Source organism: Pseudomonas sp. PDM22 (assembly GCF_014851965.1).
Lineage (GTDB): Bacteria > Pseudomonadota > Gammaproteobacteria > Pseudomonadales > Pseudomonadaceae > Pseudomonas.
This window is the reverse complement of the sequence record NZ_JACVAR010000001.1, coordinates 1,046,767-1,061,819: the sequence shown is the minus strand read 5'-3', so window position 1 is coordinate 1,061,819 and position 15,053 is coordinate 1,046,767. Positions and strand designations below refer to the sequence as shown.

Genomic DNA, 15,053 nt, shown 5'->3' with positions numbered 1-15,053 from the left:
GGAATATGCGTTTTTCTCGGGTTTGGACTGCGATTTAGTCGTTTGTGTGGCGGTTCGGCCAAGGGCTAGTTTCGGCCGCGCTCACGCACCGGGGAGCACCGGGCGCGGGCGATTCCAATAACGACAAGAAACCAGCCGAGGCACCTTCAACGTGGCCAGACTCCACCTGCCGTTCCTGCTTCCTGCACTCTTCGCCCTGAGCTCCACTGCCATCGCCGCGCCGGTGACCGACAACCTGGACATCGGCGGCGCCGTGCGCGCGCGCTGGGATCATGACCCGGACCGCGATATCGAGAAGTTCGGCATCGACACCGCGATGCTGCGCGTCACCTACACCTCCGACACCTGGATCGGCGCCGCGCGCTACCGCTGGTACGGCAAGGACTATCCCTACCAGTACACCCAGCACTTCGGTGACGTGAACTTCGCCGAGTACGCCTGGATCGGTTACAAGTTCGATCCGGATCGGCAGATCCAGGTCGGCCTCAACCAGATCCCCTTCGGTCTGCAACCCTTCTTCGGCAGCACCTTCTACGAGACCCTCGGCAACGTCATCGGCCTGGAAGACGTCAACGACGTGGGCGTGAAGTACATCCAGCAGCAGGGCGACTGGAACCTGCAGGTCGGCGCGTATAGCCGCCCCGCCTGGGAGGGCAACGGCACCAGCAACGGCACCACCTATTCCACCGTGGTGACTTCGGCGGATGGCTATGTCGGCGATGGTTCGCGCAACAAGGAGCGGCAGATCCTGGTCGGCCGCCTGGCGCGCTCGCTGCAACTGGGCGATTGGAAATCCGAAGTGGGCTTCTCGGCGCTGACCTCGCGCCTGGAGAACCAGGACACCGACGACAACGGCCGGCGCAACGCCTACGCCATTCACTATGCCGGGCAGAATGGCCCCTGGGGCGTGCAACTGCAGGCAGCGCGCCAGCAGATGTCGCCGCGCAATCCGGGGAGCGACGAAGTAGTCACATTCGGTGGGTACGACGGTACGTTCAACGTCGCCAGTCGCGGTAACCTGTATGTCGGAGACCTGAGCTACAGCATTCCGGGAAGTTTCCTCGATGGTTGGGTCAGCGGCGTGAAGGTCTATGGCAACTACAGCGCCTTCGACAAGTCCGCTGACGACTTCAAGACTTCGCAGCGCTTCATCCTCGGCACCTCCTTCTCGGTGAAGGCGGTGTACATCGCCGTGGAGTGGCTCAACGGTCGCAACGATCCGTACATCGGCGGCAGCAACTACACCCAGAGCCTGGCCGAAGGTGGCACCAGCCACTGGGAGAACCAGCTGTACGCGAATGTCGGCTATTACTTCTGATATTGCGCTGACAAGGCCCGCGCGGCAGAAGCCGCGGGGCAGGGAAGGGTGGGTGAAACGCAAGATTCCGGCGCTCAATGCGCTGAAAGCCTTCGAAGTGGCCGGCAGCACGGGGAGCTTTACCCGTGCGGCCGAGCTGCTCAACGTGACCCAGAGCGCGGTCAGCCGCCAGGTGCGTCAACTGGAGGAACAGCTGGGCGAGAGCCTGCTGGTGCGCCGGCATCATCACCTGGAGCTGACCGAGGCCGGGCGTGTACTGCTGCGTGCGCTGCAACTCTCGTTCGACCGCATCGAGCTGACGGTGCGCGGTATCCAGCAGCGCCACCACCTCAATCGCCTGCGGGTCAACGCGCCGCCCACCTTCGCCCTGCGCTGGCTGTTGCCGCGCCTGTCGCGCCTGCGCGAAGCGCACCCTGACCTGGAAGTGAGCCTGACCACCAACCTGCAGGACAGCCTTGCGCAGAGCAGCACGCTGGATTGCGCGATTCGCTTCGGCAATGGCGAATGGGACGGCCTGGACAGCTCGCTGCTGATGCACGAACGGCACATCGCAGTGTGCGCGCCCAGCCTGCTGGCGCAGCGCGAGGAGCAGGACATCGACCTGCGCAGCATGACTTTGCTGCATGTGCTGGCCCGCGACGACCAGCGCTTCCTGACCTGGCGACACTGGCTGGACGCGGCGAAGATCCAGGGCGTCGACCTGCAGGGTGGCTACGAATTCGACCTGTTGGACATGGCCATCCGCGCGGCCATCGACGGGCTGGGCATCACCATCGCCGACCGGCAGATGGTCGCCCGTGAGCTGGCGGCGGGGCAGTTGGTGCAGATGCTCGACGTCGAGGTGCAGGGGCACCAGTCCTACTGGTGGGTGAGCCGGCCGGAGCAGGAGTTGCCGTCCCACGTCCAGCGTTTCCATGAGTGGTTGCAGCAGGAGGTTTGGATGACCGAGCGCAACCTGGCGGGATCGGGCTCCGTCATCAGTCTTTCCTGAAAGAATCCGTCGTCATTTCCTGTAGGAAGTGGCGACTTTCCTGCGCGCACTAACCTGCGTTTTTTGCATGTTATGGCGGTTTATTAATCGCTTGTCGCGACTCGGGCGCCTGTCGAAACTTCGGCCAACCGATAACGACAAGAGTCACCTCCCTGCCTGCGCCGCGCCGCCTTGCCCGTCGCCTGCATGAGCCAGCCTGCACCTTGTCGTTGCGTGGGGCCGCCACCGGCCCGAAGCCTTGCTTGAACGACAGGACATGACCATGCGTACAGATCGAAACTTCATCGACGGCTGCTTCGCCGACGCCTCCTCCGCCCATATCGCCGTGTTCGACCCGGCGACCGAGCAGCAGGTCGCCCAGGTACCGGCCGCGACCGAGGCCGATGTGCGCAACGCCGTCGAAGCCGCCGCCCGCGCCCAGCGCAGTTGGGCCCGCCTGCCGGCCATCGAGCGCGGCGAACACCTGCGCCGCTTCGCCGAAGCCCTGGAACGCAACGCCGATCGTATCGGCGCCGCCCTGGCCGCCGAGTCCGGCAAGAGCCTGGCCGACGCCAGCAGCGAAGCCTTCTACGCCGGCCAGATCACCCGCTACCACGCCGAATGGGCGCGTCGCATCGAAGGCGAAGTCATACCCAGCGACTCCTCCGACGAAACCATCCTGCTGCAGCGCGAACCGATTGGCGTGGTCGCGGCGCTGATCCCGTTCAACTACCCGGTCTATACCTTCCTGCGCAAGGTCGCGCCGGCGCTGATCACCGGCAACACCGTGGTGGTGCGCCCGAGCAACAACACCCCGACTTCCGCCTTCGAGATCGCCCGTTGCGCCGAGGAAGCCGGCCTGCCCGCCGGCGTGCTGAACGTGCTGACCATGAATCACGACGTCGCTGCCGTGCTCTGCCAGCAGCCGCAGATCGGCCTGATCACCCTGACCGGCAGCGTCGGCGCCGGCCGTATCGTGCTCGACTACTGCAAGGCCAACATTGCCAAGCCGTCCCTGGAACTGGGCGGCAAGACCCCGGCGATCATCGAGGCGGACGCCGACCTGGAGAAGGCCGCCACCGCCATCGTCGCCTCCAAGACCACCCACTGCGGCCAGCTTTGCACCGCCATTGAGCGCGTCTACGTGCAGGCCAGCGTGCATGACCGTTTCCTCGCCCTGCTGCGCGAGAAGATGGCTGCCGTGCGCATCGGCAACCGTGCCGAGGACGCCAGCCTGATGGGCCCGCTGCAATACGGCCGCGCCCGTACCGACGTGCACGCCAAGGTCCAGCGCGCGCTGGCCGAAGGCGCCGTGCTGGAGTGCGGCGGCGTGCTGCCCGAGGGCGCCGGCCACTTCTACCCGGCGACCCTGCTCAGCGGCTGCCGCCAGGACATGGAGATCGTCCAGGAGGAAATCTTCGGCCCGGTGCTGCCGGTGCTGTCCTACGAGACCCTCGACGACGCGCTGGCCATGGCCAACGACCACCAGTTCGGCCTGTCCTCGGTGCTGTTCACCGAGAACTACCGCAACGCCATGAAGGTCGCCAACCACATCGAGGCTGGCGAGATCTACATCAACCGCACGCCTGCCGACCCCTATCAGGGCTTCCACGCCGGCTGGAAGCGCTCGGGCCTGGGCGGCGACGACGGCAAGCACGGGATGCTCGAGTTCACCCAGACGCGCCTCGTGGTCCTCAAGTTCTGATTCGCTGATCTACTGATCCAACCCACGGGGCCCACTGCCTGGGCCTCGATACTCCCACCGCTGTTCCGACCAGTTGCCGGCGACCGAGCCGGCTGCGAGATGCATGATGAAAAAAACAATAAGTGCAGATGCCATGACCATGGCCGTGCCGGCTAACGCCAACCTCACCCGTTACATCCAGCTTGCCCTGCTCGTGCTTGCGGCGGGGGCGATCTATCCCATGCTGTATCTGCGCCAGGTGTACCAGAGCACCATGCTCGAGGCGCTGGCGATCAACAACAGCGAACTAGGCTACCTCTACTCGATCCTCGGCACCGCCTTCCTGCTCAGCTACCTGCCCAGCGGCTGGCTGGCCGACCGCCTGTCGCCGCGCTTCCTGATCAGCTTCTCGCTGATCGGCACCGGCCTGCTGGGCATGTGGTACGCGATGCTGCCGGGCTTCGACACGCTGCTGGTGATCTTCTGCGGCTTCGGCATCACCACCGGCCTGACCTTCTGGGCCGCGCTGATCAAGCGGGTGAAGATGCTCGCCGGCGAAGACGAGCAGGGCCGCTTCTTCGGCGTGCTCGACGGCGGCCGCGGGCTGGTCGAGGCGCTGCTGGCGACCATCGCCATCGCGCTGTTCGCCTACGTCACCGAGACCCGTGGCGAGAAGAACGCCCAGGGCCTGCAACTGGTCATCCATATGTACGCGATCTTCTGCATCGTGCTGGGCGCCGCACTGATGCTGGTGCGTGATCCGCAGAAGAACGGCAAGCAGTCCCGCGCCGAGAAGGGCAACCTGCTGGAAGACTTCCGCACCCTGCTGCGCATTCCCGAACTCTGGCTGGTCACCGCCATCGTCTTCTGCGGCTACCACTTCTTCTGGGCTACCTACAGCTTCTCGGCGTACCTGCAGGAAGGCGGCTTCGGCCTCTCCGCCACCGCTGCCGGCCTGATCACCACCATCAAGCTGTGGATGCGCCCGCTGGGCGGCATCGGCGGCGGCTGGCTGGGTGACCGCTTTACCCGTACCGGCGTGCTGACCTGGGCCATGCTCCTGGCCGCCCTGGGGATGATCGGCCTGATCGTGCTGCCGAGCCTGCATGTGCTCGGCGTGCTGATCTTCCTGGTGATCTTCATCGGCCTGATGACCTACGCCATCCGCGGCCTGTACTGGGCGATCCTCGATGACTGCCACATCCCGCTGCGTGTCACCGGTCTGGCCATCGGCATCATCTCGGTGCTGGGTTACGCCCCGGACGCCTACCTGCCCCTGCTCAACGGCTACATCACCGACCGCTTCCCCGGCTTCGTCGGCTACCAGATCTACTTCTCCTATGTCGTGGTGATGGGCCTGCTGGGCGTGATCGCCACCCTGATCCTGAACAAGCGCATCCAGAAGAGAGCGAAACAAGCATGAAGATCGTCTCCCTCGAAACCCATGTGGTCGCCGTCCCACCGCCCCACGTCGGCGGCATGTACTGGCTGTTCGTCAAGCTGAAGACCGACTGCGGCATCGAAGGCGTCGGCGAGATCTACGCCGCCACCTTCCATCCCCGGGTGATGGTGCCGGCCATCGAGGACGTGTTCGGCCGCTACCTGGAAAACCAGGACCCGCACCACATCGAGCGCTTCTTCCGTCGCGCCTATTCGAGCGGTTTCACCCAGCGCCCCGACCTGACCATGATGGGCATCGTCAGCGGCCTGGAAATGGCCTGCTGGGACATCATCGGCAAGGCCGCGAACAAGCCGGTGTACGAGTTGCTCGGCGGCAAGGTCCACGAGCGCCTGCGCTCCTACACCTACCTGTACCCGAAGAACGCCCAGGGCGAATACGACTACTCCGACCCGGACCTGGCGGCCGAGTGCGCCATCGAGAACATGAAGCTCGGCTTCACCGCGCTGAAGTTCGACCCGGCCGGCCCCTACACCGCGTTCTCCGGCCACCAGGTGTCGCTGGAAGTGCTGGATCGCTGCGAGACGTTCTGCCGCAAGATCCGCGAAGCGGTGGGCAACCAATGCGACCTGCTGTTCGGCACCCACGGGCAGATGGTGCCGTCCTCGGCCATCCGCCTGGCGAAGCGCCTGGAGAAGTACGACCCGCTGTGGTTCGAGGAGCCGATCCCGCCGGGCCAGGAAGACGCCATGGGCCAGGTCGCTGCCAAGACCAGCATCCCGATCGCCACCGGCGAGCGCCTGACCACCAAGTACGAGTTCTTCAAGCTGCTGCAGGCCGGCGGCGCGTCGATCCTGCAGATGAACGTCGGCCGCTGCGGCGGCCTGCTCGAAGGCAAGAAGATCGCCTCCATGGCCGAAGCCTTCTATGCCCAGATCGCCCCGCACCTCTACAACGGCCCCATTGGCGCGGCAGCGAGTTTCCAGCTGGCGGCCTGCACGCCGAACTTCCTGATCCAGGAAAGCATCGGCACCTGGGACGGCTTCCACGCGCAGGTGCTGAAGAAGCCGCTGCAGTGGGAAGACGGCTACATCATCCCGTCCAGCGAGCCCGGCCTTGGCGTCGAGCTGAACATGGACGTGGTCCGCGCCCACAGCCCCTACACCGGCGAACGCCTGCACCTGCAGATGGGCCCGGACCCCGTCGACGTGAAAGACAACGCACCGGCCAAAGGCTGATGCCGGACCCGTCCTCGTCCTTTTCTTCAAAGAAAGGAGAGGGCGGGGTTCTACCCAATACCGCGGTACGCATTCCATGAAATACGACTACATCATCGTCGGCGCCGGTTCCGCCGGCTGCATCCTCGCCGCCCGCCTGAGCGAATCGGGCGAACACAGCGTCCTGCTGCTGGAGGCCGGCGGCAAGGACAGCTCGCACTGGTTCAGGATCCCGGTGGGCTTCGCCAAGCTCTACTACAACCCGACCTTCAACTGGATGTACTACAGCCAGCCGCAGAAGCAGCTCGCCAACCGCGAACTCTATGCGCCGCGCGGCAAGGTGCAGGGTGGTTCGGGCTCGATCAACGCGATGATCTACGTGCGCGGCCAGGCCCATGACTTCGATGACTGGGCGGCCAACGGCAACGAAGGCTGGTCGTTCAAGGACGTGCTGCCGTACTTCCGCAAGCTGGAATCGCACCCGCTGGGCAACACCGAGTACCACGGCGCCAACGGTCCTATCCGGATCACGCCCATGAAGGGGCACACCCACCCGATCTGCGACCGCTTCCTCGAAGGCTGCCAGGAGCTGGGTTATCCGCTCAGCGAGGACTTCAACGGCAAGGACTTCGAAGGCGCCGGTCTCTACGACGTCAACACGAAGAATGGCCAGCGCTGTTCCAGCAGCTTCGCCTACCTGCACCCGGCGCAGAATCGCGCCAATCTCACCATCGAGCGCAACGCGCTGGTGGAGCGCGTGCTGTTCGACGAGAGCAAGCGCGCCATCGGCGTGAGCGTGAAGCAGAGCGGCGTGCAGCGGGAATTCCATGCCCAGCGCGAAGTCATCCTCGCCGCCGGCGCGGTGGATTCGCCCAAGTTGCTGCAGCTGTCCGGCGTCGCCGACCGCGAGCTGCTGGACGAGCACAAGATTGCGCAGGTCCACGAGCTGCCGGCAGTGGGCAAGAACCTGCAGGACCACCTCTGCGTCAGTTACTACTACAAGGCCAATATCCGCACCCTGAACGACGACTTCGGCTCGCTGTTCGGCCAGGCCAGGCTGGGCCTTGAATACCTGCTGACCCGCAAGGGCCCGCTGTCGATGAGCGTGAACCAGAGCGGCGGCTTCTTCCGCAGCGACGACGCGCTGGAACACCCGAACCTGCAGCTGTACTTCAATCCGCTGTCTTACCAGATTCCCAAGAGCAACAAGGCCAGCCTGAAACCCGAGCCGTATTCGGGCTTCCTGCTCTGCTTCAACCCGTGCCGGCCGACCAGCCGCGGGGAAATCCGCATCGCCTCGAAGAACCCGGCCGATGCCGCACTGATCGACCCGAACTACCTGAGCACGCAGAAGGACATCGACGAGGCCATCCAGGGCAGCCACCTGATCCGCAAGATCATGAACGCGCCGGCGCTGAAGAAAATCACCGTCGAGGAAGTGCTGCCGGGCCCGGCCACCCAGTCCGACGAGCAGATGCTGCAGTATTTCCGCGAGAACTGCGGCTCGATCTACCACCTGTGCGGCAGCTGCGCCATGGGCAGCGACCCGCAGACCTCGGTGGTGGACAACCGCCTGCGCGTGCATGGCCTCAAGGGCCTGCGCGTGGTCGATGCGTCGATCTTCCCCAACGTCACCTCCGGCAACACCAACGCCGCGGTGATGATGGTGGCGGAGAAGGGCGCCGACCTGATCCTCGAGGACGCCCGTCAGGTCGCCGAGCAGCGCCCGAGCACCAGGCCCGCGCAGCGCGTGGCGGTGTAGTAGCGGCGTATTACCCGCTGCCTGCGCGACTGACTAAGCTCTCCCGCATGCCCGGCCACCATGGCCGGGCCCTGCCGGGAGGATGCCCCAGATGGCCGCGAAGAAGATCCTGATGCTGGTCGGCGACTACGCCGAAGACTACGAAACCATGGTGCCGTTCCAGGCCCTGCTGATGGTCGGGCACACCGTCCATGCCGTCTGCCCGGACAAGAAGGCTGGCCAGAGCATCCGCACCGCCATCCACGATTTCGAAGGCGACCAGACCTACAGCGAGAAGCCCGGTCACAACTTCGCCCTCAATGCCGACTTCGCTGCTGTGCGCGCCGAAGACTACGACGCGCTGCTGATCCCCGGCGGCCGCGCCCCGGAGTACCTGCGCCTGAACGCGAAAGTGATCGAACTGGTGAAAGCCTTCGACGCCGCGAAAAAGCCCATCGCCGCTGTCTGTCACGGTGCCCAGCTGCTGGCCGCTGCCGGTGTGCTCAAGGGCCGCGCCTGCAGCGCCTACCCGGCCTGCGGCCCGGAAGTGACGCTGGCCGGTGGCGAGTACGTGGACATCCCGGTGGACGCGGCCCATGTCGACGGCAATCTGGTCACCGCCCCGGCCTGGCCGGCGCACCCCGCCTGGCTGGCGAAATTCCTCGACGTGCTGGGCACGAAGATCAGCCTGTAAACTGGCCCGACATCGAAGCTGGAGCAGCCGTCCATGTGCGAACTCTACGTAAAGGCCGATCCGATTCTCTATGAGTCGCGCTCGCGCTCGCTGCGCATCCGTGGCGTGGTCACCACGCTGCGCCTGGAGAACCAGTTCTGGGACATCCTGCGCGAGATTGCCGAAGTGGACGGCATGACCACCAACCAGCTTATCACCAAGCTCTACGACGAGGTGATGGACTACCGCGGGGAGGTGGTGAACTTCGCCTCCTTCCTGCGCGTGAGCTGCACGCGCTTCCTCGCCCAGCGCCGCGACAAGGTGACGGAACTGAGCCTGGTAGCGCGCAGCGCGTCCTGATTCGGCCTTTGCTCACGGCGTTTGCCGAATAGTCCGATCCCGGAGGTCGGTGCGGTCTTTCTAGACTGCGCCGTTGCCAGATTCCGGGAGTGTCCCATGCCATCCAGTACCCGCTCGCTTTTCCTCTGCGCCTTGCTGGCGGGAGGCATGGTCGGCCTGTCGATCGCCGAGCCCAGCTCTGCGGAGCGCGAAGCCATCACGGCCTATCAGCAGAATGCCTTCGTCGAGCAACTGCGCGATATCCAGGAGTCCGCCGGCTTTGCCGTGCCCGTCGAAGTGGACTGGGAGAGCATCGCTCTGCCGGGGCAGGCCGCTCACTATGGGGCCGAGGATTATTGGACCAACGTGTACTTCGTGCCGCTGGCCGAGGCGCTGGAGATGCTGACCTCCTACGACCAGGGCAAGCAGGCGGTACAAGGCAAGCTGAAACGTGTCGTGGTGCGCTACGACGCCAGTCGCGCCCCAGCGGACGGCTACCGCGACAAGGTAGCCCTGGACGCGGGAGTGCTCCGCATCAATTTCAAGCCTGCTTCGGCGGCCGAGGAAATCGAGGAGCGCACCGAGGCCATCCAGTCCGCTCTGGAAACCGCCCTCTGACAGCGAGCGGCCAGACATGAAAAAGCCCGGCACTTGGCCGGGCTTTTTCATGGAGCGGTCATGCAGTGATCACTGCACTTCCACTGCCAGGCTCTCGGCGATCTTCTTCTGCCAGATGGCCGGGCCGGTGATGTGCACCGACTCGCCATTGGTGTCGACCGCAACGGTCACCGGCATGTCTTTGACTTCGAACTCGTAGATCGCTTCCATGCCCAGTTCGGCGAAGGCGAGGACCTTGGACTTCTTGATCGCCTGGGCGACCAGGTAGGCGGCGCCGCCCACGGCCATCAGGTAGACGGCCTTGTTGTCCTTGATTGCCTCGATGGCGATCGGGCCGCGCTCGGACTTGCCGATCATGCCCAGCAGGCCAGTGGTCTCGAGGATCTGGCGAGTGAACTTGTCCATCCGGGTCGCGGTGGTCGGGCCGGCCGGGCCAACCACCTCGTCACCGACCGGATCGACCGGGCCGACGTAGTAGATGAAGCGGCCCTTGAGGTCCACCGGCAGCTCTTCGCCCTTGTTCAGCATGTCGACCATGCGCTTGTGCGCAGCGTCGCGGCCGGTGAGCATCTTGCCGTTGAGCAGGATGGTCTCGCCCGGCTTCCAGCTCTGGACTTCTTCCGGGGTGATGCTGTCGAGGTTGACGCGGCGCGCGGACGGGCCGGCTTCCCAGACGATTTCCGGGTACGCGTCCAGGGACGGCGCTTCCAGTTCGGCCGGGCCCGAGCCGTCGAGCACGAAGTGTGCGTGACGGGTGGCGGCGCAGTTGGGGATCATGCAGACCGGCAGCGAGGCAGCGTGGGTCGGGTAGTCCATGATCTTCACGTCGAGCACGGTGGTCAGGCCGCCCAGGCCCTGGGCACCGATGCCCAGCTGGTTGACCTTCTCGAACAGCTCGAGGCGCATTTCCTCGATCTTGTTCTGCGGGCCGCGGGCCTTCAGCTCGTGGATGTCGATCTCGTCCATCAGGACTTCTTTCGCCATCACCGCGGCCTTCTCGGCGGTACCGCCGATGCCGATGCCGAGCATGCCCGGCGGGCACCAGCCGGCGCCCATGGTCGGAACGGTCTTCAGGACCCAGTCGACGATCGAGTCGGACGGGTTGAGCATGGCCATCTTCGACTTGTTCTCGGAGCCGCCGCCCTTGGCTGCGACGTCCACTTCCACGGTGTTGCCGGGGACGATGGAGTAGTGGATCACCGCCGGGGTGTTGTCCTTGGTGTTCTTACGCGCGCCGGCCGGGTCGGCCAGGATGGAGGCGCGCAGGACGTTCTCCGGCAGGTTGTAGGCGCGACGCACGCCTTCGTTGATCATGTCGTCGACGCTCATGGTGGCGCCGGCCCAGCTCACTTCCATGCCGACGCGGACGAACACGGTGACGATACCGGTGTCCTGGCAGATCGGGCGATGACCAGTGGCGCACATGCGCGAGTTGATCAGGATCTGCGCCATCGAGTCCCGGGCAGCCGGCGATTCTTCGCGCAGGTAGGCCTCATGCATGGCCTGGATGAAATCAACCGGGTGGTAGTAGGAGATGAACTGCAGGGCATCGGCGACGCTCTGGATCAGGTCGTCTTGCTTGATCACGGCCATGGAGCACGGTCCTCTTCAGGCAGGAAAGTCAGGCGGGTAAGACAGGCTCTCGCCTGTTACATCGGGGTTTCGCCGACACGGCTGCGGCGAAAAAAGGCGCCATAGTATAGCGCTGCGGCCGCTTGCCGCGCACTTGCCAGTGATCCGACCTTGGTCCCAGATAGCCCGCCGCTGTTCTGAAAGAGATCGCTGACCGCCCACATTCCGATCGGCTAGGCACTGGGGCGCTTTGATAGTAGAGTGAAGGCCAGGTGCCATTACGGGACGGAGCCCCATGAGCACGCTGAAACCACCTCTGAAGCAGCACGCCTTACAAAAACTACTCACCAGGCGATTCGGCATGGCCCTCGGGACCTATGCGCTGGCGCTTCTGTTGTTGTGGTTGGCCGTTTTCGGCGAGTTCTACCGCGCGCCCGTCAGCTTCGCCCTGACCTGCACGCTGCTGGTCGCCGGCAGCCAGCTGGTGTTCGCCTGGCTGTTCTTCAGCGGGCGCAACCAGCGTTTCACCGACCCGAGCATGACCGAGCCGCAGGTGCTGGTGGCGCTGGTCTGGAACACCCTGTTCCTGGCCAACGTCGATACCGCGCGCGGCACGCTGATGGTGCTCTATGTGCTGATCCTGCTGTTCGGCGTGTTCCAGTTGCAGCCAAGGGTATTCGCCCGCTGCGCCGCGCTGGCCTTCATTGCCTTTGCTGGCCTGAACCTCCACGAAGCCTTCCAGCAGCGCCTGCAACTGCCGGCCCAGGCGGTCCTGCAACTGCTGGTGCTGTTCATCGTGCTTACCTGGCTGAGCCTGTTCGCCGGTTACGTGCAGTCGTTGCGCCAGCGCATGCGCCAGCGCCGCTATGCGCTGCAGGCGCACCAGGACACCCTGCGCGGCATGATGCGCCAGCTCGAAGACCTGGTGGCCACCGACGAGCTCACCGGGCTGTTCAACCGCCGGCACTTCATCCGCCTGGCCGGTCGTGCGCTGGAAGAAATGCACCCCGGCCAGCGCCACGGCCTGGCGCTGATCGACCTGGACCACTTCAAGCGCATCAACGATGTCCACGGCCATGCCGCCGGTGACCGCGTGCTGCAGACCTTCGCCGCCGTGGCGCGGGCCTGCCTGCGCGAAGGTGACGTGCTGGCGCGCTACGGCGGCGAAGAGTTCGTCCTGCTGCTGCCCAACGCCGACGCCGATCGCCTGACCACCTGCTGCGAACGCCTGCGGATGGCCTATTCGGCGGCGGAACCGGTGGGCGTGAACATCGAAACCCTGAGCCTGTCGGCGGGGATGACCCTGCTCGACGCCAACGACGATCTCGACGAGGCCTTGCAACGGGCCGACCAGGCGCTCTACCGTGCGAAACGCAGCGGACGCAACCGCTGCGATGCCGCATGGGAGTGGACGCGTGCCTGAGATACAGGCCGGATCGCAACGCTTTTCGGTCAGCCCCGGAGTCTACCTGCTCGATGCCCTGCGCGGCGCCGGCATCGCCGTGCCTTACAGCTGCCGGGCCGGCAGTTGCCACGCTTGCCTGGTGCGCTGCACCCGTGGCGAGGTGCTGGATGCCTTGCCCGAGGCGCTGGATTCCGTGCGCCGCGCGGAGGGCTGGCGACTGTCCTGCCAGTGCCGGGTGATCGAGGACCTCTCGCTGGAAACCTTCGACCCGCAGCGCGATGGCCTGCCCGCCACGGTCACTGAACTGGACTGGCCGGCGCCGGACGTGCTGCGCCTGCGCCTCGCCCCGCAACGCCCGTTGCGCTACAGCGCTGGTCAGCACCTGATCCTCTGGAGCGCCGAAGGCGTCGCGCGGCCCTATTCCCTGGCCAGCGTGCCGGGCCTCGACCCCTGGCTCGAATTCCACATCGACTGCCGCGAACGGGGCGCCTTCGCCGATTTCGCCCGAGGCCTGAAGGTCGGCGATAGCCTGCGCCTGGGCGAGCTGCGGGGCGGCGCGCTGCACTACGACCCGGAATGGCACGAGCGGCCGCTGCTGCTGATGGCTTCGGGCACCGGCCTGGCGCCGCTCTGGGGCGTCCTGCGCGAAGCGCAGCGGCAGCATCACAGCGGGCCGATCCGCGTCATTCACCAGGCTCATGACCACGCCGGCCATTATCTGGCCGAGCCCCTGCAATCCCTGGCTGCCAGCCACCCCGAGCTGGAAGTGACGCTGATGACCACGGCCGAGTCGGCCGAGGTTTTGGCGCAACTCCGGCTTGTTTCGCGGCGAACCCTCGCCTTACTCTGCGGCCATCCCGCCAGCGTCGATGCCTTCGCCCGCCGCCTTTACCTCTGCGGCGTGCCCCGTGGCCAGACGCTGGCCGATCTGTTCCTGCCTCACGCCTGAACCGGTCCCCCCATCAGTAAGAACAAGGAATTGCCATGAGCGAACAGATTCTCGTCGAGCGCGAAGAGGGCCTGCTGACCCTGCGCCTGAACCGTCCGGACAAGATGAACGCGCTGACCCGCAGCATGTATGCCGGTCTTGCCGATGCCCTGGAGGCGGCGCAGGAGGATCGTTCGGTGCGCGTGGTGCTGATCACCGGCAACGCCGAGTGCTTCACCAGCGGCAACGATATCGTCGACTTCCTCCAGGAGCCGCCGAGCGGTCCGGACAGCGCGGTGTTCCGCTTCATGCGCGCGCTGATGGAGTTCACCAAACCGGTGGTCGCCGCCGTCGCCGGCCCGGCCGTGGGCATCGGCACCACGCTGCTGCTGCATTGCGACCAGGTGTTCATCGCCAAGGGTGCCAAGCTGAAGATGCCCTTCGTCAACCTGGGCCTGTGCCCGGAATTCGGTTCCAGCTTCCTGGTGCCGCGTCTGGTCGGCCCGGTGAAGGCCTCCAGCCTGCTACTGCGTGGCGAAGGTTTCACTGGCGAGCAGGCCGTGGCCTACGGCATCGCCAACGAGGCACTGGCAGACGGCGCGGCTGCGCTGGAGCGTGCCTGTGAAGTCTGCAACGCCTTCCAGCAACTGCCGCCTGCCGCTGTTGCGCTGAGCAAGCGCCTGCTGAAAGCGCCCTTCATCGAGGAGCTTCGTCGCGTGGTGGCGGAGGAGGGCCAGCACTTCGTACAGCGCCTGCATTCGCCGGAAGCCCATGAGGCGCTGAGCGCCTTCACCCAGCGCCGCCAGCCGGATTTCTCCAAATTTCTGTAACTCGCGCGTCGTCGGCTCCGGAGTTTGCGGTCTGAGACAGCGCCCCCTGTAGGAGCGCGCCATGCGCGCGATCGCGGGCATGGCCCGCTCCTACAGGGGAATTCGATGTCACCGGTGACGTAGGGGCGGTTGCCCACACAATCTGTGGAACGCGCTGTGGATAAGCTCTGGGGCAACCAAGCTAGCCCACGCCAGCCGTGGCCTGCAGGGGATTGAACGGTATTTGAGCGATACCCGGCAGGTTGCCCACATAAGGTGTGGAAGGTGCTGTGGATAAGCTTGGGGCCAAGGTGCCGAAGCCGCATGGCGCCGGGCTTTCAGCCGATTGGTTGCCCTTTGAGCAACCGCAAAAGGAAAAG

The 15,053-nt window shown here is 65.3% G+C and carries 13 protein-coding genes; 12 read left to right on the top strand and 1 reads right to left on the bottom strand.

Features of this window, described 5'->3' with window-relative positions; all coding sequences use genetic code 11:
* The first annotated feature begins 166 nt into the window (after positions 1-166).
* The 9 genes from IB255_RS05140 to IB255_RS05100 all read left to right on the top strand — a co-directional run bounded on the left by IB255_RS05140 (position 167) and on the right by IB255_RS05100 (position 9,959).
* Positions 167-1,318 carry a hypothetical protein gene (locus IB255_RS05140; RefSeq protein WP_225594712.1) on the top strand — a complete coding sequence of 384 codons (1,152 nt, stop codon included), beginning with the start codon at positions 167-169 and terminating at the stop codon, positions 1,316-1,318.
* Positions 1,319-1,370: 52 nt separating this feature from the next.
* The gene (locus tag IB255_RS05135) at positions 1,371-2,309 is read left to right on the top strand and encodes a LysR substrate-binding domain-containing protein (RefSeq protein WP_081516333.1); all 939 of its coding nucleotides are present in this window, start codon (positions 1,371-1,373) and stop codon (positions 2,307-2,309) included.
* A 262-nt stretch (positions 2,310-2,571) separates the two neighbouring features.
* Entirely contained in the window at positions 2,572-3,993 is a 1,422-nt protein-coding gene (aldA, locus tag IB255_RS05130) for an aldehyde dehydrogenase (RefSeq protein WP_192209841.1), read from the top strand.
* A 106-nt stretch (positions 3,994-4,099) separates the two neighbouring features.
* Complete coding sequence (locus IB255_RS05125) at positions 4,100-5,395, top strand: MFS transporter (RefSeq protein ID WP_225605900.1); 1,296 nt, start codon at positions 4,100-4,102, stop codon at positions 5,393-5,395.
* Positions 5,392-6,609 (top strand): mandelate racemase/muconate lactonizing enzyme family protein, encoded by a 1,218-nt coding sequence (locus IB255_RS05120; RefSeq protein WP_081516332.1) that lies wholly within the window; start codon positions 5,392-5,394, stop codon positions 6,607-6,609. Before IB255_RS05125 ends, IB255_RS05120 begins: the two co-directional genes overlap by 4 nt.
* A 76-nt stretch (positions 6,610-6,685) precedes the next feature.
* Positions 6,686-8,350, top strand: a complete 1,665-nt coding sequence (locus tag IB255_RS05115) for a GMC family oxidoreductase (RefSeq protein ID WP_192209840.1) — start codon at positions 6,686-6,688, stop codon at positions 8,348-8,350.
* Positions 8,351-8,441: 91 nt separating this feature from the next.
* The gene (locus IB255_RS05110) at positions 8,442-9,023 is read left to right on the top strand and encodes a DJ-1/PfpI family protein (protein WP_081516330.1); all 582 of its coding nucleotides are present in this window, start codon (positions 8,442-8,444) and stop codon (positions 9,021-9,023) included.
* Between the two features lie 33 nt (positions 9,024-9,056).
* Positions 9,057-9,362, top strand: coding sequence for a ribbon-helix-helix domain-containing protein (locus IB255_RS05105; RefSeq protein ID WP_081516329.1), 306 nt, complete (start codon positions 9,057-9,059; stop codon positions 9,360-9,362).
* Positions 9,363-9,458: 96 nt separating this feature from the next.
* On the top strand, positions 9,459-9,959 hold the full coding sequence (locus tag IB255_RS05100; protein WP_081516328.1) for a hypothetical protein: 501 nt from the start codon (positions 9,459-9,461) through the stop codon (positions 9,957-9,959).
* Positions 9,960-10,028: 69 nt separating this feature from the next.
* On the opposite strand, the gene IB255_RS05095 is transcribed toward IB255_RS05100, so the two are convergent.
* Positions 10,029-11,552 carry a fumarate hydratase gene (locus IB255_RS05095; RefSeq protein ID WP_081516327.1) on the bottom strand — a complete coding sequence of 508 codons (1,524 nt, stop codon included), beginning with the start codon at positions 11,550-11,552 and terminating at the stop codon, positions 10,029-10,031.
* A gap of 274 nt (positions 11,553-11,826) precedes the next feature.
* Between IB255_RS05095 and IB255_RS05090 the strand changes: the two genes are divergently transcribed.
* Genes IB255_RS05090 through IB255_RS05080 form a run of 3 tightly spaced genes read left to right on the top strand, consistent with a single transcriptional unit; the run spans position 11,827 to position 14,694 of the window.
* The gene (locus IB255_RS05090; RefSeq protein ID WP_081516326.1) at positions 11,827-12,954 is read left to right on the top strand and encodes a sensor domain-containing diguanylate cyclase; all 1,128 of its coding nucleotides are present in this window, start codon (positions 11,827-11,829) and stop codon (positions 12,952-12,954) included.
* Positions 12,947-13,885, top strand: coding sequence for an iron-sulfur-binding ferredoxin reductase (locus IB255_RS05085; RefSeq protein WP_081516325.1), 939 nt, complete (start codon positions 12,947-12,949; stop codon positions 13,883-13,885). The genes IB255_RS05090 and IB255_RS05085 overlap by 8 nt, the downstream gene beginning before the upstream one ends.
* 35 nt (positions 13,886-13,920) lie before the next feature.
* Entirely contained in the window at positions 13,921-14,694 is a 774-nt protein-coding gene (locus IB255_RS05080) for an enoyl-CoA hydratase-related protein (RefSeq protein ID WP_081516324.1), read from the top strand.
* Positions 14,695-15,053: the final 359 nt, after the last annotated feature.